This is a genomic window from Fontimonas sp. FW305-C-3 (assembly GCF_058783185.1).
The window spans coordinates 61480-80446 of the sequence record NZ_JBYSYK010000001.1 but is presented as its reverse complement, the minus strand read 5'-3'; the positions used below and the strand labels follow the sequence as shown (position 1 = coordinate 80446).

Here is an 18967-nt window from a genome sequence, read left to right as displayed (position 1 = left end):
GTTCAGACAGGACGCCGCACTATACCAGTTCACTTTGAGCGCCTCGACACCGGCGCCGCCCCGATTTTCGACCGCTGGGGCGCGCCGCGCAGTCACTTGCGCGCGTAGACGGAAACCTGCCCCGCCGGCGGCCCCTTGTAGCGCTTGTGGACCCAGAAATACTGGGTCGGCGCATAAGTGATGCCGTGTTCGATCATCCGGTTGACCCGGGTCGCGTCGGTCAGCTCGTCGTCGCTCGGGAAATCCGCCAGGGCCGGCAGGATGCGGACGACATAGCGGCCGTTCAGTCGCTGCGGGAAGTACGGGACGACCTTGGCCCTGCCCATCTGCGACAGGCGCGCGGTCGCGGTGATCGTGCGCGCCGCCACGCCGTAGAACGGCGCGAAGATGCTCATGCGCAGGCCGAGGGCCTGGTCCGGCGCATACCAGACCGGCGCGCCGCCGCGCAGCGCACGCAGCAGGGGGCGCAGGTCGTCGCGCGCCAGCGCCGGCAGGCCGGAGCGGCCTTCGCGCCAGTGATGCATCAGATGATCCATCACGGCGTTGTTATAGGGCCGGTACATCGCATGAAACTTCACGCCGGCCAGGCACAGGAAGCGGGCGCCGAGCTCCAGCGTCGTGAAATGCCCGGTCAGCAGCAGCACGCCGGAGCCGTCGGCCTGCGCCGCCTGCAGATTCTCCAGTCCGACGACCTTGCCCAGCCGCCGCAGGCGCCAGTCCGGCGCGAACCAGGCCAGCGCGGTTTCGAAGATGCCGCGGCCCATGTCCATGAAATGCGTATCCGCCATGCGCTCGATGTCGCGGCGGCTGCGTTCGGGAAATGCCAGCGACAGGTTGACGATCACGACATGGCGACGGCTGCTCAGCAGCCGGCCGGCGAGCCAGCCGATCGCGCCGCCGAGCAGAACCTGCAGCGGGATCGGCAGCCAGCTGAGCAGCCACACCGCACCGACGCCGATCCAGGTCGGCCAGTGGCGCGGGTGCAGCAAGCCGGTATGAAAGCGGGGAACAGCCATGAGCGGATTGTAGCGGCGCCCTAGGGCCTGTTGACGCTATGGCGGTCGCTGCGCAGCGCGAGCCGGCGTTGCCGCGCGCGCCAGAGGCCGTCGAACGCGTAGATCGCCAGGGCAAACCAGATGCAGCCGAAGCCGATCGCCTGCTCACGACTGAACGGCTCGTCGAACAGCAGCACGCCGACGCTGAGCTGCAGCGTCGGCGCCAGGTATTGCAGGACCCCGATCGTCGATAGCGGCACGCTGCGGGCGCCGATCGCGAACAGGATCAGCGGCAGCGCGGTGATCAGGCCGGCGAGGATCAGCAGCGCGTCCAGGCGCAGGCTCTCGTGACCGAAGGCGCCGCGCCCGGCGAACTCCGCGAACAGCAGATAACCCAGTGCCGGGATGAACAGCAGTCCGCTTTCCACCGCCAGACCCTGCACCGACGGCACGACGGCGAGCTTGCGCACCAACCCGTAGCCGCCGAAGGAGAACGCCAGCGTCAGTGCGATCCACGGCAGGTGGCCGAGCTGAACAGTCAGCCAGACGACCCCGCAGGCAGCGATGGCGACCGACAGCCATTGGCCCGGCGTCAGGCGTTCGCGCAGGATCAGCACGCCCATCAGCACGCTGACCAGTGGATTGATGAAATAGCCGAGGCTGGTCTCGACGATATGGCCGGAGTTGACCGCCCAGATATAGATCAGCCAGTTGATCGAGATCAGCAGGGCGCTGGTGCTGAGCATCGCCAGCAGCCGCGGCGACAGCTCGCGGACCCAGCCCCACCCCTGGCGCACGCCGAGCCAGACCGAAACGAACAGCAGGCACCAGACGATGCGGTGCGCCATGATCTGCGGCGGATCGATGGCCTGCAGCAGCTTCCAGTAGATCGGGAACAGGCCCCAGATCAGGTAGGCGATGGCAGCGGCGATCAGACCTTGGCGCATTGCAGAATGAAGGACAGGACGACGTGGGCGCGCAGTCTACGCCTGCCGGCCGCCCTCGGCAGCGCGGGCGGCGTCAGGCGCTGTCCGGCGCAGTGCAGGTTTGATCTGACAGACCGACGGGCAACCGCTGCGGGCGCGCATCAGTAGAATGGCCTGATGGACTTCAGGCCATCGCCTTACGCGGTTGCTGCGCCACGCAGCCATGATGCCGAGCGCTTCGACGGCTACCTGCCGACCCTGCACGAACAGCTGCTCAGCAGTCAGCCCGAGAAGTATTCGGAGATGGTGCAGAGCGTCACCGCTTACGGCATCTATCTGATCGACCGCCGCGGCGTGATCCAGAGCTGGAACAGCGGCGCCGAGCTGATCACGGGTTTCGCGCGCCAGGACGTCGTCGGCCAGAGTTACGAGACCCTGTTCCCCGACGAGCTCAAGCGCGATGGCGCGGCCACGCGGCTGCTCGAATTCGTCCGCGCCAACCGGCATTGCAAGGAAGAGCAGCGCCGGCGCCTGCGCAACGGCAGCGAGTTCATGGCGCACATCGCGCTCGACTCGGTGCGCGCCGGCAGCGGCGAGCTGCTCGGCTTCGTCGAAGTCATCCAGGACGTCACCGAATCCAAGCAGCGCGAAGAACGCCTGTATCAGCGCGCGACGCGCGATCCGATGACCGGCATCGCCAATCGCGGGCATTTCTTCGAGATGGGTGCGCAGGAGATCGAACGGGCGCGGCGTTTCTCCGAACCGCTGTCGCTGGTGCTGCTCGATATCGATCGTTTCAAGTCGATCAACGACAAGTACGGTCATGAGATCGGCGATCGCGCCATCGTCGCGCTGACCAAGACCTGCGCTGGCCATCTGCGCAACATTGACCTGCTCGGTCGCGTCGGCGGCGAAGAGTTCGCAATCATGATGCCGCGCGCCAACAAGGAACCCGCCGCCGAGATGGCACAGCGCCTGCGCCTGCTGATCAGCGAGCAGCGCGTGCCGGTGCCGGGTGGGCGCGACATCAGCTTCACCGTCAGCCTCGGCCTGTCTTCCTTGCGCCACACCACGCGCGATCTCGCCGAGCTGATGCGCAATGCCGATTCGGCGCTCTATCGCGCAAAGCGCGAAGGCCGCAACCGGCTCGAGGTCTGGTTCGAGTAGACGCGTAACAAAAAGCCCGCCGATGAGGCGGGCTTTTTTGCATCTGTCCCCGGTGGCTTCAGCCGCCGATCGACTGGTAATAGTCCATCAGGATCTTCGCCACTTCCGGACGCGAGAACTCCGGCGGCGGCGCCATGCCCTTGCCGAGCATCTCGCGCACCTTGGTGCCGGACAGGTTGATGAAGTCGTCCGGCGTGTGGCCCGGCGCTTCGCGCATCATCACGACCTGGTTCAGCTTCTTCGACCACGCGGTGTTGTCGGCACCGAAGATCTGGATCTTCAGCGCGCCCTTGGGCACCTGCTCTTCGAAGATCGTCTGCGCATCGAACGGGCCGTAGTAGCTGCCGACGCCGGCATGGTCGCGGCCGACGATCAGATGCGTCGCGCCCATGTTCTGGCGGAAGATCGCGTGCAGCACCGCCTCGCGCGGACCGGCGTAGAGCATGTCGAAGCCATAGCCCTTGACCATCACCGTGTTCGGCTCGAAGTACAGCTCGACCATCTTGCGGATGCACGCATCGCGCACCGGCGCCGGGATATCGCCTTCCTTGAGCTTGCCGAGCAGCATGTGGATGACGATGCCGTCGGCCTTCAGGCGGTCCTTCGCCATGCGGCACAGCTCTTCGTGCGCGCGGTGCATCGGGTTGCGGGTCTGGAATGCAACCACAGTCTGCCAGCCGCGCTGCTTGATCTCGTTGCGGATCTCGACGGCGGTGACGAAGGTATCCGGGAACTCGGACTTGAAGTAGCTGAAGTTCAGCACTTCAATCGGGCCGGACAGCAGCGTGTTGCCGAGGCCGGTGAACGTCGCGACGCCCGGATGCTTGGGGTCGAGGTTGCCGAAGATCTTCTCGGCCATGAACTTGATCTGCTCGTCGCTGACCGTCTCGACCGCGTCGACCTTCATCACGGCGATCACCGGATGGCCTTCGACGTTCGGGTCGCGCAGCGCAATGCGCTGGCCGGCCGAGATGCCAGATTCCTTGGTCAGGTTGACGATCGGCACCGGCCAGAACAGGCCGGAAACCGTGTGCATCTTCTCCGCCACCGACAGCGCATCGGCGAGATTCATGTAACCGGTTAGCGGATTGAAATAGCCGCCGCCGAGCATCACCGCATTGGCTGCCGCGGCCGAGTTCAGCAACAGCGAAGGCAGCGTCTCCGCCTCCTTGCTCAGCGCCGCATGGCGGGCAGGGTCGGAAACCAGGAGCGGGTTGAGTTCGGCAGAGCCGTGCGGCTGAATCATCGTCGGGACCTGTGCAAAAAATGGGGGTGCCCCTTGCGGGCGCCGCGCAGCATAGCGCGGCAGGCAGGCAAGTCCACCCCCAAAACGGATGAACTACGCTGGGCGGCTGGCCCGCGTCGGGGACAAGCGACATCGAGTCCCGTAGAATCCCGGCGGCACGCGCCCGTAGCTCAGCTGGATAGAGTATTGGTTTCCGAAGCCGAGACTCATCAGGCGCTGTAAGCTGTAGAGCAACACTCAATGCGTCCGTAGCTCAGCTGGATAGAGTACCGGCTTCCGAAGGCGCGAGTCATTAGGCGAGCGTGCGGCTGTAGAATAGGTCAATGCGTCCGTAGCTCAGCTGGATAGAGTACCGGCTTCCGAAGCCGAGGGTCGGGGGTTCGAATCCCTCCGGGCGCACCAACATCAAGAACTTAGAGCCTGATTGAGTACTGTCTCAGTCGGGTTTTTTGCTGCGCGTTAGGTTGGTCGCGAAGGCCGCTTGACCGTTTCTCGACTTTGGGCGCATTACCCCGGTTGGGCACAAATGCCCATCCTGTGCCCGCTTTATGCCCACGAAATTCTGGCTTGGTCGCGGATGACCGAATCTCTCGTGCCCAAATGTCGAGCGGACCTGATTACTCGGTCTTTGTCTTGTCGGCCACGTGCTCTAACAACTGCCCCGGAGTACATCCGAAGTAGGTGCATAGCGCGTCCACGTTGTCGGTGGTTGTGTTGTATCCAGGAATGTTCGCAATCCGATTTAGGGTCGCTCGCGCGATCCCAGTCACTTCAGACACTTCGTTGAGCGTGATCTTGCGGCCATCGGCAAAAGCCTTGTCGTCAAGAAATTGCCTGAGTTTGATCCGGATCATTGCGCGCGGATTGTAGCTCAAAGGCCTATTTCTGATCACAGAAGATCAAAACTGCTTGACTATGCTTCAATGCCTAAATATAATCATAAAAGATCAACGTTGATCGCATTGGAGACAAACACATGCCTGACTCGGTTAGCCCCACATACCTGACCACGGAGGAACTGGCTGCTCGCATTAAGTACGACACGCGCACCATCCGTAACCGCCTCAAAGATTCGGTCCTGCTCGAGGGCACTCATTACATCCGCCCTTTCGGCGGCCGCAAGATCCTGTTCTGCTGGGAGGTGATCGAACGCGACATGCAGAAGCGGATCATCGCGGCAGAAGACACGGCCATTCCGCTTGCTTCGGGTCAGCTGTGCCATGGCTAGTATTCGTAGTCGCTCCGACGGCCGGCTGTTCTTCGACTTCCGCTACCAGGGCTTGCGGTGTCGTGAGCAGAGTTCTCTCGAAGACACGCCCGCCAACCGTCGCAAGATGGAAAAGGTGCTCGCGAAGATCGAGTCCGAGATTTCGCTCGGCACCTTCGAATACGGGCGTTACTTCCCCGGCAGCAAGATGGCGCACAAGTTCGCCACAGCAAAGACGCTCGTTTCGGCGCCGGCGATGTACCTGCCCGTCGTCGAGCGGGCGGCGCCTGCGCTGGTGTTTCCGACATTCTCGGAATTCACCGCCACGTGGCTGGTGCAAAAGCAGATCGAATGGCGCCGGTCGCACAAGGAATCGATCGAGTCGGTTCTGGAGGGGCATCTGTTTCCTGCGTTCGGACACGTTCCGGTCAACCAGATCACGCGTGAGTTGGTGCTGGCGTTCCGTGCCGAGCTGGCTGAAAAGCAGGTTCGCATGCCGACCAAGCCGGCAGCCGAAGGTCGCAAGGTGTCTGCTTCGACTATTAATAAAGTCGTGGGCATCCTGCGCATGATCTTGGACGAGGCCGCACTGCGGTTCGAGATTCGCAACCCGTGCGTGACGGTCAAGCGCCTCAAGGTGCAGCGCAAGGACATCGAGCCGTTCGGCCTTGATGAAGTGCAGCAGATCCTCGGCCGCGTCCGTAAGGACTATCACCCGTACCTCACGCTCCGCTTCTTCACTGGCGTTCGTTCCGGCGAAGTCCATGGCCTGCGGTGGAAGCACATCGACTTCGAGCGTCGCCAGGTCCTGATTCGCGAGACGTATCAGAACGGCCGCGGCGAATACACGAAGAACAACGGCTCGCAGCGCGAGGTTCACATGAGTCAGCCGGTGTACGACGCGCTGATGGCCATGCGGCCGAAGGCGTATATCGATGATCCGCAGTCAGTGGCTGACGATTACGTGTTCTGCACCAAAAACAAGAATCCGATCGACAACACGAACTTCACCGATCGCGTGTGGGCACCGCTGCTTCGCAACCTGGAGATGAAATACCGCCGTCCGTATCAGATGCGTCATACCTGCGCGACGCTGTGGCTCGCGGCGGGCGAGTCGCCGGAATGGATTGCTCGTCAGCTTGGGCACAACACTACCGAGATGCTGTTCCGCACCTACAGCCGCTTCGTGCCGAATCTCATGCGCCGTGATGGCGTCGCGTTCGACACTCTGGTGTCTGGCGTGGTCAATGGTGGCGTCAAGGCTGCTGCGAACGATAGCTTCTTGAAGATGGGTCGCAAGACTGCCGGGGGTGCCCGTGACTAGGAAGTCACCCTTTGAGTTGCTGTCGCGAGACCAGCTCATCGAAAAGCTCGAAGAAGGGGTTTGGGCTGCTGCGCGGCCGCGGGTCGCGCAGCACCTGGGCGCGGTTGTGATGGATCAGCTTGGTATCAACCCGAAAGGCGTTGACCTGGTGATGTGGTTGGCCGACGGCCGTCACCGTTGCAACGCCACCGCGATGACCCAGTGGGTCGAGAACCAGATGAATGACCCGACGTTCAATGGCGAATGCAGCCATACCGATCCGCCGAGAGTCTTGGCACGGCGGATTGTGAAACACCTCTTTCAGCGCGAGGCAGCAAATCAGTGAGCACACGCATTTCAACAACGGCGTTGGCTGAGCATCAGGGTAAAACCCTGCATGGCACCTTCATGCTGACGGAGTGCACGGAGAGGCCGTGCAGCAGCGGCGCCACACGGCTCCAGCTGGTGCTCGAGGATTCTGAAGGTTCCGTGCTGGGATTTGTCTGGCCAGAACATCGGCCCTTCATCGGTCCCGTTGCGGTTCCTGCGCCAGTCGAAGTCCACGCGGATGTTCGCCTCTTTGACGGCAAGTCGCAGCTCAACATCCGGCAGATGAACGCTCTTAATGTTGACGCTGTGGACTGTGCAGCCGAACTGTTGCCGTTGCGGCAGTGTCCCGTTGAAGCTCAGGCGGCGTTGCGTCGTCTCAAGGATCTGGAGCAGTCGTTGCCCGAGCCGCTTCGCGGATTCCTTCGCCGCATCCTTCTTGATCCCGCAATTGGGGTTCCGTTCTTGCGATGTCGCGCCAGTGCAAGTCACCACCATGCACAGGCCGGTGGCCTGCTCATTCACAGCACATCGGCGCTCGACATCGCGGCAAACCTGGCTCGGTGGGCTCTGCCCGATGACGCAATGGCTCCGGCCATGGCGCAGCTGGGCTACTTACTGCATGACCTCGGCAAACTCCGTTCGGTCGGTGAATCCCGCCGCCCTCTTCATGGGCTGGTGGTTCGCCATGAGGTCCAGTCGCTTCTGATGCTGGCTCCGCATTTGAGCTGGTTGGAATCTCGCGATGCGGGGCTCGCCGCTGCTATGCAGTACATCTTGCAATTTGTTGCCACGCCAGCGAAGGCGCGGGGCTGGGCCAAGTATCTGGTGGCGGAGTTCGTCGTAACGCTTGATACCTGGAGTGCGGCGGGACACAACGGTCGTGACCTCGCGTCGCTGCTCTTTGGTGCCAAGGACAGTCTCGACCCTGCAGCTAAGGCGACTTTCGCCGCAAACGACGCACAGTACTCGGAGAAGCAGCGTGCACACTAAGCCTTCAAAGTCCGGGAACGGGTTGAACGGAACCGTTCCGAACGGTTCCGAAGTTCCGAATCTCGGTCAGCAGATCGGCGCGAACGATCAGCAGTATGGTCAGGTTGGCCGGCCCGCAGTACTGAATGACGAGCAGTTGCTTGAATTGGCGATCAAGCTCAACCATCAGCTGGGGCGACCGCCGAAGATAGATGAGTTGATTGATGCCGCTGGCGGCTGTCAGCGCCAGCGGGCGAGTCGGACGGTGCGGGCGTTGCGCGAGGAGCTCGCGGCGAAGGCTGTGCGTTCGATGCTAGTGCTTCCGACAGATCTCGAGACAGAGCACAAAGCTTGGATCGATCGGTGGATGAATCTAGCGGCCGAACGTCTTTCAGCAATCCATGCCCAGCTCGTGGAGCGCCACGATCAGCAGCTGGCCGATGCGAATGACCTGATCTCAGATCAGACTACGGTGATCAAAGGTCTCAGGGAATCTCTCGCAGATCAGCAGAGGATTGCTGCCGAACTGGCGCAAGCAGTAACCGAACTGAATGCAGAAATTATTGAACTGCGCAGCGAGCGGGACGTGGCTGCGGCGCTTGCGGAAGATCGGCTCAAGTATCGGTACGCAACAAGCGTTGACGAGCCGGGATAGACGAGTACCTAACGAGAATGCGTGCGCTCGTAGACTGCGTCTCGGATTCGACGCGTCGCCATGCTCTCAGAGCAGTTGAACCTTGAAACCAACGCAGCCACGCCGTCAGAGCGTCCGATCAAGCGGCTATCCATCAGCAATTCATCAGCGAACCAGTTCGCCTGATACTCGCTGTCTGTCTCAGGATCGACGATTCGCAGCTTCGCCGCATAACGACCGGCTGCGGCGTAGTGGCTCAGCATTACGTGCCCGAGCTCATGGGCAAGGACACTGCATGATTCTGGATCGCCCGCGTTAGCGTCGTCCCAGACCGCGCGTTCAACACGGATAGTGTTGTCATGCGCGCTGAACTCAGCGACACCCTCCGGAAGATCATCTGACTCGCAGATCTCGAAGTTCGGATAGTGCTTCCCAGGGGTAGGCCCGCATTCAGAGCCCCAGAACTCAATCAGCTTGACGACGGGGAAGATGTCGCCCGGATACCCAATCTCATTGCGGACGTGGTCAATCAAATAGTGCGCAACCTTGCGCACATGACGCCGAGAGCGGCGATGAACTTCAAAGCCGGTAGTCCGGAATGGGCGATCATGCGTCGTCACTAAGCATGCTCCTTATCTTCTTCTTCTTATCTGGAGGAAGCGAAAGGTAATTACGTCCGAAGGCGAGGCAGGTCTCGCGATCAAATGGATTCGCCATTGCCAGTTCCATCACCATCTTTTGTCTCGAGTCCTCGGCCAATCGCGACCATTCCAATCTCGATACACCAAATCCAGCAAAGTACCGATCCAGCTTAGCGAGCCAGTCGTCAGGCATTGCTTTGCGTCCGTTCTCTACAGCCGAAAGAAACGACGACGTGACCCCAAATTCATCCGCCATGTCTTTCAGTCGAGCTCCTTTGTCGAGGCGGAGTTTTCGAATCTGGCGACCCAGCGGTGTCAGCATGTTTATTCCCAAAGAGGGTTGATTGATGGGCCTATTGTGGCACAAGAAGTAGTCTAACAGGTAGGCTACTTGTAAACCCATATTTGGTTCAGTTATGATCCATCTTGCCTAAGGTAGATGGCATTCACTGACCCCGTCCGGCAGGGCGGACCAACTTGAGGAACACAAGATGAGCAAGAAACCTGGTTCTAGCACTGGCACCGGCGGCGGGATCTTTCAAGAGGTGGGTCCGCGCGGCGGCAAGCTTCCCAACTTCGCGACTGTCCCGGACAACAAGCCGCTGCCCCCGACGTCGAAGCCGGGACATGCCTGGACGCCGATCAGCACGACCCCCAACAGCAAGCGTTGATCAATTGTCCGGCTCCGGGGGTATCACCCCTGGAGCTGAACTTTGGCTGCAGGGCTTCGAAGCAGAAAAACTTGGCGTACGGCCCGAGCCGACCTGATCGTAGAATTCCAATGCACTCCGCGTAGGTGCGTGACCTTTGTAGAACGCCAATGGACGAGAACCTGCTAGATCACAAAACAAGTGAACTGCTAAAGAAATTCGGTGCCGGCAGCCACAAACCTGGCTCCGGGAGTGCTGCGGCACTTCAGGGCTTGCTGTCCGCGCAGCTGATACGAACTGTGATCGAACTGACGATCGATCCAGACCGGCCAAAAAGTTATGCAGTTCATCTGTCGCGACTCACGGAGATCAAGGCTCGCATCGGGGGGCAGATTTATCCGGCTCTTGAAGCACTGCTTCACAAAGATGCAGTGCAGTTCGACAAGGTCATTCGTCTGCGGACTGCGAAGAAGCACGAGCGCGATCTAGCAAAAAGGCGATTGATTGCCGCCGAAGCGTTAACGGAGTTGATGCCGGCCACAGAAATCCCAATCGAGATCGCGACTCACTGTATCGAATTGGCCGAATTTGCCCTTGTCATCTTCGATAACGGATTCAGATCCGCAAGGGGCGATACTGGAGTCGCAATGCACGCGGCGATCTCAGCGGTCGCCGGCTGCATTTCCATTATCGATCTAAACCTACTGTCGTTCGGCAGTAATAAGTGGACTTCAGGCATTCGGACGCGATTGAGCGTACTCAAAACAACCTTGAGTAATCTGAATCGCGAGTCCCGACAGCGAGAGGACGACCTGAATGCTGAGTCCGAAAGAAAGAACCTATTCTCGCTTGAGATTGACGCGATCGCCTCGGTGGAAAAAGGCAAGCGCAGCTTGTCCGATGCCGACATCGAAAATCTAGCGATCCGGCTGCAGCGCGCGCTTTGGAAGTACTTTGACGTTCTGGGTAAGAGGGCAACGCCTAGAACTCCCAAGGAAATTCTTGATCCTGCAGGTGCGTTAAGAGCTTTGGATTATCACGTCGAAACGGTACCCACTCTCGGACGCCACTTTCATGGAAGCAAACCGGCGGAAATTGCGGGCGAGATTGACCAAGACGTAAGGGCTGTTCTGATATCGGAGCAGTTTGAAGGATCCATTCGGAACTTCACTATGGCGCATGAGTTGGGCCACGCGCTTCTACACGAACAGGCGGTGTTGCATCGTGACTTGCCGCTTGATGGGTCCACTCGTGTTTCCGATAGAAGTGAGCGTCAAGCCGACAGGTTCGCAACACACTACCTAATGCCGAGGAAACTTGTTACCAAGGCATTCAATGAGATGTTTTTGTCTTCCCCATTCCGAATATCGGAAGACACAGCTTTTGCCCTGACCAGAGGCGCATCTGGTGAATTACGAAAGAGATGTAAGAACAAGCGTGGATTGGCGAGAATTCTTGCCGTCGCAGAGTCGTACGACGGCAACTATTTCGAGCCACTTTCAAGGTACTTCGGCGTCTCACCAGAAGCCATGGCGATTCGCTTGGAAGAACTCAATCTCTTGGAGTACTAACTTCAGACGCAGCGCAGCCACTCACGTGGCCTGGAGGCGGGGAAGAGGTCGGAAGAATGAATGTCGGCGAGGAAAATCCGATGAGACCATATCGTGTGCTGTGCCTCGATGGCGGAGGAATGCGTGGTGTATACCAAGCAACATACCTTCGAACGTTCGCTGATCGAGTAACTGCCAGCAATAATTCGAGTCAGCAAATCGATGTCGGACGATGTTTCGATCTAATAGTAGGTACTAGCACTGGGGGCATCGTGGCCTGCGCGCTTGCTGCAGGTATCCCGTTGTCTATCGTTCAGGATTTGTACGAGAAGCATGGCGGGCACATATTTCCGTACCAGCTCGCCAGATCAATTCCCGGAATAGCTACTCTTGTCCGGATGTTCGGCCTTGGTAGCAGATGCGGAGAGAGGGCCCTGAAGAATGCGCTCTCGGAATCCTTTGGCGACAAGACGTTTGAGCATGTTTACTCGACGCGCGGTGTCTCGCTGGCCCTGACGACCATTGATATGGCCCGGCACGCCGCTGTCGTATTCAAAACAAAACATCTTGAGAGGCTGAACGGGCGGGACGACAAGAGACTGTTGGTTGATGCGTGCATGGCAACCACGGCCGCACCAATTCTGAGATCGCTGGCAAAGCTCACTGAGCCCGGCACAAGCACCAAAGTGGTGTATGCAGACGGCGGACTATGGGCTAACAATCCCGGCGCAGTAGGTGCAGTGGAGGCTACGGAAATACTCGCCGCTCGCAAGGAGCAAGATCGGCCAATTCAGCTGTTCATGCTGGGGGCGCTGCCAACGCAAGGCGGAGAAGAAATCAGCGACAACCAGCGATACAGGGGAGCATTTGGTTGGACGTTTGGAATCAAGGCGGTCGAAGCGAGTCTGAACGCTCAGGCAGTGGGCTACGACTACATCACAAAGAAGATTCTCGAGTTACGAGGAGGCGCCAGCTTCGGACATCGCCTGCCAGCACAGTGCCCTTCAAACGCGCTCCGCAAGTACCTGAGCAACATGGATGATGCAAGACCGAAGGTACTCAACGCATTATCCCGTCAAGCAATATCCGACGTGGACTACGCTTGGGCGGCGGCGGACCAAAGGGGCTCCCCACTTTCAGAGTTTCGATCGGCAATTCAGTCTGGGCTCGAAAACTAAAGAGAGGCACTCGTCATATGAGCATGTTCAATTGCAGCGATGAGATGGACGCCTTTCATGGCGAAGAGATTCGGCTTACTACTGCCGACAGAACGGACATGAGGGAGCGTAGAAACAACGGGCGGGTACGCCTAAGAACAGGGCTTGAGCGGGATGGTTACGCGGTTCCGGATCAGCACTCGCAGGGATCCTACGCGATGCACACAATGGTGCAGGATCCGGAAAGTGACTATGACATCGATGACGGCGCCTACTTTCAAGAAGCGGATCTGAAGGACTCTGACGGGAACACACTCTCTGCCCTCGCAGCAAGGGAGCGAGTTTGCAAAGCGCTGACTCAGGACAACCGTCTCGCAAACCCGGCGAAGGTTCATCGCAACTGCGTGCGTCAGGTATACCCCGAGGGCTACCACATCGACATTCCTGTCTATCGGGTCATGGTCGAGGGCGAAAGCAAGGAGGAATACTACGAGCTTGCGCGAGATTCTTCTTGGACTCGTTCAGACGCCAGAGCAGTGACGCGCTGGTTCAACGACAGGGTCAAGGCTTTGAACGGAGAAACAGACGACGGACGTCAGATGCGGCGCGTGACTCGTCTGACAAAGGGCTTCTCCAGAAGCCGAACTGACTGGAAAGCGCAGACGACCAGTGGCATCACCGTCACGCGACTTGTATCGGACGAGTTCGTCGCCAGCCCAGGACGTGAAGATGTATCTCTTAGAGAAACGTGGACGAAGATCCGCGATCGACTGGCCAAATCGCGTGTAGTGAAGCACCCTGTTAACGACGAGAATCTCGCTGAACAGGACGACCAGGGCGTCAAGTTTCTTCACGACAAACTGACTGAGGCGCTAAATACTCTTCAGATCCTCGATGCAGGATGCACGCGCGGTGAAGCCAGGCAAGCTTGGGATGATGTGTTCAACACATCGTTCTTTAGCGATCAACCTGAGCCAGAGGACGGCGATGGCGAAGGTGGAAAGTCCGCGTTCGTTGCCACGTCAAATAAAAGTGATCGCAGAGATGATGCGGGAGGGCGTTACGGTTAGTACGTGCTCTCGTGCGATTTGAAGGTGAAGATGTCGAAGCTATTGAGAGGGCTCTGGAGCGTGCTCGGTCTGGAGCGTGGCGGCGCGCTCGGGTCGCGGAGATCACTCTTGCAAGATTCAAGGCGTTTTGGCGGGTGGATCTCCCGAAGAGTTGGCACAATCATCCCTTCGTTACTCATATCTTTGTAGGTATCGACGAATTCTTTCCGTGGTCAGATCCGCGTGTGGTTGCTCCTCAAGCGAACACTGGCCGACAAGGCTCATGGCCGCATGTGGAAAGTGGTGGACTGCTTTGTCTTAGCACCAGTCGGTACGACGATGATGCGGGAGACCGTGTCCTTCTCGCAATAAGAGACAGTCTCGAGTTATTCAGCTGGGACCGTACACGCCGCGAATCCGAGTTTCAGCGGGAGTTCGCATCGTACTGGGATAAGCACGAAACCAAAGGGGTTAAGAGCGATGTCAGCCTTGTAGCCCCGTCGGGCGGCGACAGGGACATATCCTACTGGCGCATCTCGGACAATCGCACGGTCTTTGCAGATGACATCGCCGTAGTTTCAAGGTGGCTGAGGCATCGCGGTGAACTGGTTCCTCGTCTATTTCCGACAACACGCCTTCGGTGGCTGGAAGAGCCACTGACTCCCGATCGATATCCGGAAACGGGAAGTGATTTGCTAGAGCTGATCGGTCAGGCCAGTATCGAGACGCATATTCAAGGGGGACACCCACTTCCAGTTCTTCTCGGCGCGCGTACTGACCGCGGCGGAGTATTTGTTTCGGCCACACTTACAGGCCCTACCGAAAAGCAGCTGAAAAAGGGTTTCCGCAACATTGGGCGCGTCCCCAGGCAAACGATCGTCGACGCGTGTAAACGATTTTCCGTCATTCGTAAGAACGTTAATAGGGCTGACGCCGAGTGGGTACATGGGCGCGGGCACAACCCCGACTTGCCGCTTCTCCGAACGAAGGCAGTTGCCATCGTTGGTTGTGGCGCAATCGGCGGGTACATAGCTCGACTTCTGATTCAGTCTGGCGTCGGGAGCATGATGCTTATCGATGCCGACATTATCGGTCTACACAACACATCTAGACATGTGCTTGGTGCGCGACACGATAATTGCAATAAGGCTTTAGCTCTCAAGCAGTCTATAGAGGCCGAGTTTCCCTCAGTTGTCGAGGTATCAGCCGAGCCGACTCAGTTCGAGCTTCTAAAGAAGTCCGCTCTCGACCGTCTTGCCAAAGTCGATCTGATTGTCACAGCAGGTCTAGATCTGAGGGCCGACATTGCTATGCAGCACTGGAGAGAAGTGCTGGATTCACCGCCGCCCTGGATATGCACGTGGACTGAAGAGTTCGCGCTTGCAGGGCATGCCGTCGCCTTTCTGGGAAGCTCTCGATTCTCAGATGGACTCGACGCGCGGGGACGAGTACTCAGTCGTCTGACAAAGAACTGGCCTATCGATATTGCGACCTTGGGAGAGCCGGGCTGCGGAGCTACGTTTCAGCCATATGGATCGATTGATCTTCAGGGAACGGTCAATGTCGCAGCGAGGCTCGGTGTGGACGTTCTATTCGGGCGGGTATCTACAGGATGCGATCGAGTGTGGCTCGGCGACAGGGAAATGGTAGTTAAGCTTGGTGCTACGCCTTCCGACGATTTCAATCAGAGTTTTTCCGAACGTGAACTTTCGTGGCCGTCGATGTGAGAACTCGCAAGGACAGCTCTTCGCGGGCCTACACGCTTTTCGCTTTCGGCCATAGGCAGCGGATATATCTCGCAACTGATCTGGTCTTGTATTTGAGCAAGCACCGGCAGTTGGAGTCATCCGATCGAGAGGCGGGCGGGCAACTATTCGGCACCGTGAAAAACTCGGAAGTACGCGTACTGGTTGCGACCGGACCGTATCAGAAAGATACGCGATCTAGGCATTCCTACCGATCAGATCCCAAAAGTGCTCAGGCGGCGATCGACGGCAATGCTGAGTTTGGCCTCAACTACATTGGCGAGTGGCATACTCATCCAGAGCCAGTGCCGACGCCGTCTGGCGAAGATCTCCGGACGATTGGAAAGCTGCATGGGAAATCTAGTCTTCGACTATCTACCGTCATGCTGCTGATTCAAGGGACCGAACAGGCGCCATCCGGAATCACGGTTCGCTCATTTGACGGCAGCAACTGGCTGAGTTGGGAGCCTCTGCCTAAATAATAGCTCGCAGTCTGCTTCGTGATCTGCTCCATTGCATTGAAGGGGATAATGCATGCTCTGTGCACAGTTCATCGCTGGAAGCATACGAACTTGGGAAGACCTGGTCACATCCGCCACGCTGAGAACAAGGCTTGGCGAAGAGTCTATTACTGACTATTTGGTATTCGAACTGGCCAAGTACCAAGTTCTGGGAAACTATAAGGTCCAGTCATTTACCAAGCAGGAAGAGAAGGTTAATGGTGCAGACTGGGAGCTATGGCTGACGGGGCCAAGCGGCAAGTGGTTTGGACTTCGGCTTCAAGCTAAGGTCATCAAGGTGGGGATCAATAGATTTCCGCAGTTGCACAAGCCACAAGCTCCGCCTGGAGCTCAAACAGTGACCCAACGGCTTATAGCCTCCGCGAATGCGGTTTCCGCTCTACCGCTCTATCTACTCTACTCGGCTTGGTCTCCAAACCCAGATGCGCCCTCATGGTCATGCGGCTCGTACCCTAAGGACGACCGCCTGTGGGGCCTGACTTTTGTCTCGGCCAACAAAATTCTTTCTATTGCACCAAAGACGACGCTGAAGGCATTAGCGCCTCATATGCAGACAGCGCACTGCATGTTCTGCTGCAGCGCATTTGGTGGAGCAGACTTGCCTGCCAGGGCGCATGGGTTCGCAAGCTCAAGACTAGCGGAAGGGGAGCCAAAGCTGCTTGATCGTCCGCCAGAGCACCTACTGCGCCTTTTGGAAAATCCCGACGACTTACTGCTTGACGACGTCTGGCCAGATGCCAATCTCGGAAGAATTACTATTCTAAAGCAAGCGGAAACGAGGCCTAGCGTCGATCGCTAATCTGTTCCATGCCATGGGCATCGCACCGAAGCTAAGCCAAACCAGCTCAAGATCTGTGTGAACTGACCGCACTATGGAAGGCAATGGCGGCTGAACGGGAATCGCTGATCGGCGATATCGTAATCAAGTATTGGTCACGTCGCCAATTAACTCACGCAGAGATCACCGATTCAGGAACTGACGCCGGCCACAGACGGGTTACTAACCATCGGAATTAATAACTAGCTGCCACACTCACCGATCCGAGGCCTTGCAATGGCGCCGGGCCCGGTCGGTGAGCGTCGCCGTCGAGCGTAGTCCGTCCCACGATCAGCGCACACTGCGGTGTGTGTAGCGCGCCCACAGGCAGGCCAAGCTTGCTCGGCGAGCCTACGGCCACCCTGGTTCGGCTAAAATGGGCGTCCAACAAAAAACAACCAGAGACTCAGAATGGACGCCGGGTACCGCTACGAAATGTTGATACGCCACGCGTTTGGTTACACAAAGGATGGCCGCACTGGCGCGAGGTCGTGTGACCCCGCTGATCTCGCCAATGCAGGCGAACTTTCCGAATCCAATCTAGACCGCGCGAAAATTGGCGCCGGGTACGCGATGACAGTTCTCTCGAGCGAGGTGGCCAACCGCTACGAAGGCACGATCTCGGACGCCGAGCACACCCGGATCAGCAGCTTCCTCGGCCGCGTCGTCGCCGCCAGCTCGGCGAAGGAGCTCTCTTCGTTGGTTGATGAGTTCGATGAAACGGTGTTTCAGCGCTACTTCAAGATCGACCAAGGTGAGATCACGCTCAAACGCTAAGCAATCCTTCGACAGCAGCGCACGAAAAGCCCGCCGAAGCAGGCTTTTTTCGATAGCGTCAATAGTGCTTCCTGTCGTCCGAGTTAAGCTTCCTCCAGAAACCCTGTGCCGAGACGCTTGGGCAGTTGCCGCCGGCCGCGGTGGCAAGACCGGGCCGGCTGAGGCGCGGGCACCTTTCCGTTATGACGACTTCGACTTGCGGGGTGCCATCTCTGCAAGTCGGGTAGCAACCTCACGCTTTCCCACCTTCCGCAGGGCCGAAATTGCCGGAAGCTGATCAGCACGGGGTTTCGTGGTTCCCTTTTCCCAATTGAACACGGTCTGTCCACTGACGCCCAGGATCAGCGCGGTTTCCTCTGCCGTCAGACCCAACCGCGCGCGGTGAGTCTTGAACCCCTTGGCGACGAAGCGAAGGCTCGATGCGTCTCCGAAACGACCCGCCGATACTTTCCTTAAGAGATCGCGTGCCTGAACGGAGAGGTCCTCGCGATCTCCGTGAAGGTCATCGCCAAACTAGGGCGCTTCTCTGACGCGGCGCGGCACTATGCACACGAGCTAGATTTGCGCGCTCCCGGCCCAGATATCCTCGTAGTGCTGTAGCTTTTGGGGGACTATGTCATTCGAAAGCGGAGCAATATACGTCGGCTTCTTCGCGGCAGCATCTTTGATTGAGGATCCTAGAACCCAGCATTGACTACCATCCACGAAGACCAATCGGTCGTGAATGGATGCGCTCCGTTTTACATCGACATCCGCGCGGTACTGAGTGCGAAATCTATCTGCGGCTGCGTTAACATTTGCGCCGTACTTGTTAACTAGAAGTCGGATCTTTACACCACGTGGCACGTTCGCTAGATAGCTATCGAAGATTTCCGCGTCCATGTAAGGGTCAACGATATATAGTGACTTCTCAGCAGACGCCGTAATTGTCTTAAGTGCCTTGAAGAAGTCATAGACAGCGCCTGGGCCGAATACCTGCCCGGTCGGTGCGGGAAGCGATGCCTCCAATGAGGCGATGGCGTTGAAGATAATGGTCATCACTATCCCGAAGTTCGAATTCCGGTAATCCGGATTCATCATCATCAGATTTCTGGCCACACCGAATGCCATGTGCTCGACCTGGTTCCATCTGGAAACCAAGGATGATGCTTTTCCCAGCCAGGCAAATTGTTCAGCGCCGTACTTTCCACGCCCTTCTAGTGGAGGTATGTCTTTTACCAACGCCCTAAAATTTTCTAGTAGGACAAGAGAATTCGCTTCGTTCCCCATTCTCAGAACTCTCC

Annotated in this window: 22 protein-coding genes and 1 tRNA gene; 15 read left to right on the top strand and 8 right to left on the bottom strand. The window is 58.3% G+C overall.

All coding sequences use genetic code 11. The annotated features are described in order from the left end of the window. Window positions 1-92 precede the first annotated feature (92 nt). Window positions 93-1016: an LpxL/LpxP family Kdo(2)-lipid IV(A) lauroyl/palmitoleoyl acyltransferase gene (gene lpxL, locus AC3WUF_RS00370; protein ID WP_492421270.1), complete on the bottom strand. Its 924-nt coding sequence runs from the start codon at window positions 1014-1016 to the stop codon at window positions 93-95. A gap of 20 nt (window positions 1017-1036) precedes the next feature. After that, on the bottom strand, window positions 1037-1942 hold the full coding sequence (rarD, locus tag AC3WUF_RS00365) for an EamA family transporter RarD (RefSeq protein WP_492421268.1): 906 nt from the start codon (window positions 1940-1942) through the stop codon (window positions 1037-1039). Window positions 1943-2098: 156 nt separating this feature from the next. Here rarD and AC3WUF_RS00360 point away from each other — a divergent pair, with 156 nt between their 5' ends. After that, window positions 2099-3088: a sensor domain-containing diguanylate cyclase gene (locus tag AC3WUF_RS00360; protein ID WP_492421266.1), complete on the top strand. Its 990-nt coding sequence runs from the start codon at window positions 2099-2101 to the stop codon at window positions 3086-3088. A gap of 58 nt (window positions 3089-3146) precedes the next feature. Here the strand turns inward: AC3WUF_RS00360 and sat are convergent, their stop codons facing one another. After that, window positions 3147-4334 (bottom strand): sulfate adenylyltransferase, encoded by a 1188-nt coding sequence (sat, locus tag AC3WUF_RS00355; RefSeq protein WP_492421264.1) that lies wholly within the window; start codon window positions 4332-4334, stop codon window positions 3147-3149. Between the two features lie 325 nt (window positions 4335-4659). Between sat and AC3WUF_RS00350 the strand changes: the two genes are divergently transcribed. Beyond that, window positions 4660-4736: transfer RNA gene (locus AC3WUF_RS00350), tRNA-Arg, on the top strand. A gap of 215 nt (window positions 4737-4951) precedes the next feature. Here AC3WUF_RS00350 and AC3WUF_RS00345 read toward each other — a convergent pair. After that, the gene (locus AC3WUF_RS00345; RefSeq protein WP_492421262.1) at window positions 4952-5209 is read right to left on the bottom strand and encodes a helix-turn-helix domain-containing protein; all 258 of its coding nucleotides are present in this window, start codon (window positions 5207-5209) and stop codon (window positions 4952-4954) included. Between the two features lie 101 nt (window positions 5210-5310). On the opposite strand from AC3WUF_RS00345, the gene AC3WUF_RS00340 reads away from it, so the two are divergent. Genes AC3WUF_RS00340 through AC3WUF_RS00320 form a run of 5 tightly spaced genes read left to right on the top strand, consistent with a single transcriptional unit; the run spans window position 5311 to window position 8798 of the window. After that, window positions 5311-5562: a hypothetical protein gene (locus AC3WUF_RS00340; RefSeq protein WP_492421260.1), complete on the top strand. Its 252-nt coding sequence runs from the start codon at window positions 5311-5313 to the stop codon at window positions 5560-5562. Beyond that, window positions 5555-6865: an Arm DNA-binding domain-containing protein gene (locus AC3WUF_RS00335; RefSeq protein ID WP_492421258.1), complete on the top strand. Its 1311-nt coding sequence runs from the start codon at window positions 5555-5557 to the stop codon at window positions 6863-6865. The genes AC3WUF_RS00340 and AC3WUF_RS00335 overlap by 8 nt, the downstream gene beginning before the upstream one ends. Further along, window positions 6858-7190: a hypothetical protein gene (locus AC3WUF_RS00330; protein WP_492421256.1), complete on the top strand. Its 333-nt coding sequence runs from the start codon at window positions 6858-6860 to the stop codon at window positions 7188-7190. Before AC3WUF_RS00335 ends, AC3WUF_RS00330 begins: the two co-directional genes overlap by 8 nt. Next, window positions 7187-8164, top strand: a complete 978-nt coding sequence (locus AC3WUF_RS00325) for a hypothetical protein (protein WP_492421254.1) — start codon at window positions 7187-7189, stop codon at window positions 8162-8164. The genes AC3WUF_RS00330 and AC3WUF_RS00325 overlap by 4 nt, the downstream gene beginning before the upstream one ends. A gap of 22 nt (window positions 8165-8186) precedes the next feature. Then, a complete protein-coding gene (locus AC3WUF_RS00320; protein ID WP_492421252.1) occupies window positions 8187-8798 on the top strand; it encodes a hypothetical protein in 612 nt (203 codons plus the stop codon). Between the two features lie 8 nt (window positions 8799-8806). Here AC3WUF_RS00320 and AC3WUF_RS00315 read toward each other — a convergent pair whose 3' ends face one another. Both AC3WUF_RS00315 and AC3WUF_RS00310 read right to left on the bottom strand, forming a co-directional pair. Continuing rightward, window positions 8807-9397 (bottom strand): ImmA/IrrE family metallo-endopeptidase, encoded by a 591-nt coding sequence (locus tag AC3WUF_RS00315; protein ID WP_492421250.1) that lies wholly within the window; start codon window positions 9395-9397, stop codon window positions 8807-8809. After that, entirely contained in the window at window positions 9384-9740 is a 357-nt protein-coding gene (locus AC3WUF_RS00310; protein WP_492421248.1) for a helix-turn-helix domain-containing protein, read from the bottom strand. The genes AC3WUF_RS00315 and AC3WUF_RS00310 overlap by 14 nt, the downstream gene beginning before the upstream one ends. 169 nt (window positions 9741-9909) lie before the next feature. Here AC3WUF_RS00310 and AC3WUF_RS00305 point away from each other — a divergent pair, with 169 nt between their 5' ends. The 8 genes from AC3WUF_RS00305 (at window position 9910) to AC3WUF_RS00270 (ending at window position 17684) form a co-directional block, all read left to right on the top strand. Next, window positions 9910-10089 carry a hypothetical protein gene (locus AC3WUF_RS00305; RefSeq protein WP_492421246.1) on the top strand — a complete coding sequence of 60 codons (180 nt, stop codon included), beginning with the start codon at window positions 9910-9912 and terminating at the stop codon, window positions 10087-10089. Between the two features lie 149 nt (window positions 10090-10238). Next, window positions 10239-11639 (top strand): cyclodeaminase/cyclohydrolase family protein, encoded by a 1401-nt coding sequence (locus tag AC3WUF_RS00300; RefSeq protein WP_492421244.1) that lies wholly within the window; start codon window positions 10239-10241, stop codon window positions 11637-11639. A gap of 56 nt (window positions 11640-11695) precedes the next feature. Continuing rightward, entirely contained in the window at window positions 11696-12796 is a 1101-nt protein-coding gene (locus AC3WUF_RS00295) for a patatin-like phospholipase family protein (protein WP_492421242.1), read from the top strand. A 17-nt stretch (window positions 12797-12813) separates the two neighbouring features. After that, window positions 12814-13845, top strand: coding sequence for a cyclic GMP-AMP synthase DncV-like nucleotidyltransferase (locus tag AC3WUF_RS00290; RefSeq protein WP_492421240.1), 1032 nt, complete (start codon window positions 12814-12816; stop codon window positions 13843-13845). Between the two features lie 134 nt (window positions 13846-13979). Beyond that, window positions 13980-15551, top strand: coding sequence for a ThiF family adenylyltransferase (locus AC3WUF_RS00285; protein ID WP_492421238.1), 1572 nt, complete (start codon window positions 13980-13982; stop codon window positions 15549-15551). Further along, window positions 15536-16051, top strand: a complete 516-nt coding sequence (locus AC3WUF_RS00280; protein ID WP_492421236.1) for a Mov34/MPN/PAD-1 family protein — start codon at window positions 15536-15538, stop codon at window positions 16049-16051. Before AC3WUF_RS00285 ends, AC3WUF_RS00280 begins: the two co-directional genes overlap by 16 nt. 52 nt (window positions 16052-16103) lie before the next feature. Continuing rightward, the gene (locus tag AC3WUF_RS00275; RefSeq protein ID WP_492421234.1) at window positions 16104-16889 is read left to right on the top strand and encodes a DUF6615 family protein; all 786 of its coding nucleotides are present in this window, start codon (window positions 16104-16106) and stop codon (window positions 16887-16889) included. Between the two features lie 429 nt (window positions 16890-17318). Further along, window positions 17319-17684 carry a hypothetical protein gene (locus AC3WUF_RS00270; RefSeq protein ID WP_492421232.1) on the top strand — a complete coding sequence of 122 codons (366 nt, stop codon included), beginning with the start codon at window positions 17319-17321 and terminating at the stop codon, window positions 17682-17684. Window positions 17685-17864: 180 nt separating this feature from the next. Here the strand turns inward: AC3WUF_RS00270 and AC3WUF_RS00265 are convergent, their stop codons facing one another. Beyond that, a complete protein-coding gene (locus AC3WUF_RS00265; protein ID WP_492421230.1) occupies window positions 17865-18056 on the bottom strand; it encodes a helix-turn-helix domain-containing protein in 192 nt (63 codons plus the stop codon). Window positions 18057-18239: 183 nt separating this feature from the next. Continuing rightward, entirely contained in the window at window positions 18240-18953 is a 714-nt protein-coding gene (locus tag AC3WUF_RS00260; protein ID WP_492421228.1) for a phospholipase D-like domain-containing protein, read from the bottom strand. Window positions 18954-18967: the final 14 nt, after the last annotated feature.